Source organism: Reichenbachiella faecimaris (genome assembly GCF_900176375.1).
Classification (GTDB): Bacteria; Bacteroidota; Bacteroidia; order Cytophagales; family Cyclobacteriaceae; genus Reichenbachiella; species Reichenbachiella faecimaris.
The window spans coordinates 1097661-1101025 of sequence record NZ_FWYF01000002.1; the positions used below are offsets into that span (position 1 = coordinate 1097661).

The following is a 3365-nucleotide window of genomic DNA, read 5'->3' on the forward strand; positions in this document are numbered from 1 at the left end:
TCAATTTTAATAATTTGTTATTCTGTGCTAATTGATTTATTAATTAGTATAGGGTAAGAGGTTATCGTTATAAGAAAGTAGATAAGGGCGTGTGGGGAATGCCTTGGCTCTCAGAGACGATGAAGGACGTGATAAGCTGCGATAAGCTTCGGGGATCAGCACATATGAATTGATCCGAAGATTTCCGAATGGGACAACCCGGCTAGTTGAAGACTAGTCACTCCGCAAGGAGAGTTAACCCAGGGAACTGAAACATCTAAGTACCTGGAGGAAGAGAAAACAATAGTGATTCCGTAAGTAGTGGCGAGCGAACGCGGATTAGCCCAAACCATAACTGTTACGGCAGTTGTGGGGTTGTAGGACTACGATGTGGACTATATAATTGAATTAGAATCAACTGGAAAGTTGAGCCAAAGAGGGTGAAAGCCCCGTATAAGTAAGCTTATATTACCTAGTAGTATCCTGAGTAGGGCGGAGCAGGTGAAACTCCGTTTGAATCTGCCGGCACCATCCGGTAAGGCTAAATACTCCTGAGAGACCGATAGTGAACCAGTACCGTGAGGGAAAGGTGAAAAGTACCTTGAATAAAGGGGTGAAATAGAACCTGAAACCGCACGCCTACAAGCGGTCGGAGGCACTTAGTGTGCTGACGGCGTGCCTTTTGCATAATGAGCCTACGAGTTACTCTTCACTAGCAAGGTTAAGCGATTAAGTCGCGTAGCCGGAGCGAAAGCGAGTCTGAATAGGGCGCCATAGTTAGTGGAGGTAGACGCGAAACCCGGTGATCTACCCATGACCAGGATGAAGTTGCAGTAACATGCAATGGAGGTCCGAACCAGTTGACGTTGAAAAGTCTTTGGATGAGTTGTGGGTAGGGGTGAAAGGCCAATCAAACCGGGAAATAGCTCGTACTCCCCGAAATGCTTTTAGGAGCAGCGTGGAGGTTAAGTCTGACGGAGGTAGAGCTACCAATAGGACTAGGGGGAGTCAAATCCTACCAAATCCTGATGAACTCCGAATGCCGTTAGATATACTCCGCAGTGAGGGCATGGGTGCTAAGGTCCTTGTCCGAGAGGGAAAGAACCCAGATCTACAGCTAAGGTCCCAAAGTATATGTTAAGTTGAACTAAGGCGGTCCAGTTGCCGAGACAGCAAGGAGGTTGGCTTGGAAGCAGCCATTCCTTTAAAGAGTGCGTAACAGCTCACTTGTCGAGCGACAGGGCATCGATAATAATCGGGCATCAAACATATCACCGAAGCTTAGAATTGTAATTTATTACACTGGTAGGGGAGCATTCTATTCTGCATTGAAGCTGTGGCGTGAGCCATGGTGGAGCGTATAGAAAAGCAAATGTAGGCATAAGTAACGATAATGCGGGTGAGAAACCCGCACACCGATAGACTAAGGTTTCCACGGCAATGCTAATCAGCCGTGGGTTAGTCAGGACCTAAGGCGAACCCGAAAGGGGTAGTCGATGGACAATGGGTTAATATTCCCATACTACCATACTCAGTGATGGGGTGACGGAGTAGTGAAAGCGCTGCGAACTGACGGAATAGTTCGTTGAAGGGTGTAGGTATTGGACCGGTAGGTAAATCCGCCGGACTAGCTGAACCTGATAGTACCTTGATCCTTCGGGAGACGGGATAATGCGCCTAATCAGACTTCCAAGAAAAACCTCTAAACTTATGAATATGGTACCTGTACCGTAAACCGACACAGGTAGTCAAGGAGAGAATCCTGAGGTGCTCGAGTGATTCATGGCTAAGGAACTAGGCAAAATGGCCCTGTAACTTCGGGAGAAGGGGCGCCAGCTTCGGCTGGCCGCAGTGAAAAGGCCCAGGCGACTGTTTAACAAAAACACATGGCTTTGCGAAATCGAAAGATGATGTATAAGGCCTGACACCTGCCCGGTGCCGGAAGGTTAAGGGGGGGCGTTATCTCTTCGGAGAGAAGCGCTGAACTGAAGCCCCGGTAAACGGCGGCCGTAACTATAACGGTCCTAAGGTAGCGAAATTCCTTGTCGGGTAAGTTCCGACCTGCACGAATGGTGCAACGATCTGGGCACTGTCTCAGCCATGAGCTCGGTGAAATTGTAGTCGCGGTGAAGATGCCGCGTACCCGCAACGGGACGGAAAGACCCCATGAACCTTTACTATAGCTTCACATTGGTATTGGGTAAATGATGTGTAGGATAGCTGGGAGGCTTTGAAGCTGTGTCGCTAGGCATGGTGGAGCCGTTGGTGAAATACCAGCCTTTATTTATCTGATGCCTAATCCCGCCTGGCGGGAGACATTGTGTGGTGGGTAGTTTGACTGGGGTGGTCGCCTCCAAAAGAGTAACGGAGGCTTTCAAAGGTACCCTCAGTACGTTTGGTAACCGTGCGTAGAGCGCAATAGCATAAGGGTGCTTGACTGTGAGGCCAACAAGCCGATCAGGTACGAAAGTAGGATATAGTGATCCGGTAGTTCCGTATGGAAGGGCTATCGCTCAAAGGATAAAAGGTACTCTGGGGATAACAGGCTGATCTCCCCCAAGAGCTCATATCGACGGGGAGGTTTGGCACCTCGATGTCGGCTCGTCACATCCTGGGGCTGGAGAAGGTCCCAAGGGTTGGGCTGTTCGCCCATTAAAGTGGCACGCGAGCTGGGTTCAGAACGTCGTGAGACAGTTCGGTCCCTATCTGTTGTGGGCGTAAGAAATTTGAGAGGCTCTGACTTTAGTACGAGAGGACCGAGTTGGACGAACCTCTGGTCTACCGGTTGTGGTGCCAACTGCACCGCCGGGTAGCTACGTTCGGTGAGGATAAGCGCTGAAAGCATCTAAGTGCGAAACCCTCCTCAAGATGAGATTTCTTTTAAAGGTCGTTAAAGACGATGACGTTGATAGGCTACAGGTGTAAAGGCAGTAATGTCAAAGCTGAGTAGTACTAATTACCTGTAAACTTTCTATAACAGTGTTATACCATTCTTTCTTTCACAATATTCATGTCAAGGGCAAGCGTAGCTTGCGAATTCAATATTTGATATCAGAAATTCAAAATTGAATAGACTTTAAGAAATTTAACAGAGCAGTAGGCTTTGTTCTTTCAAGAATTTTAAATCTCAAATTTGAAATCTTGAATAGTAAAATTTTATGGTGATTATTGCGAGTGTGTCCACCTCTTCCCATTCCGAACAGAGCAGTTAAGCCACTCAGCGCCGATGGTACTACGGTAATACGCGGGAGAGTAGGTCGTCGCCAGTTTTTATTTATCTGCCAGAGCTTTAGCGAAGGCAGGTCAAAGGGTTATTGAGCAATCAGTAACCCTTTTTTTGTGCCCCCTTTTTCATTAAATACAAAACCTGTCCTGCCCACTAAATA

Annotated in this window: 2 rRNA genes; both read left to right on the top strand. The window is 47.8% G+C overall.

The features are described 5' to 3' along the window. The first annotated feature begins 71 nt into the window (after positions 1-71). Positions 72-2955 (top strand): 23S ribosomal RNA (locus B9A58_RS12545). A 181-nt stretch (positions 2956-3136) separates the two neighbouring features. After that, a 5S ribosomal RNA gene (rrf, locus tag B9A58_RS12550) occupies positions 3137-3248 on the top strand. The last annotated feature ends 117 nt before the right edge of the window (positions 3249-3365 follow it).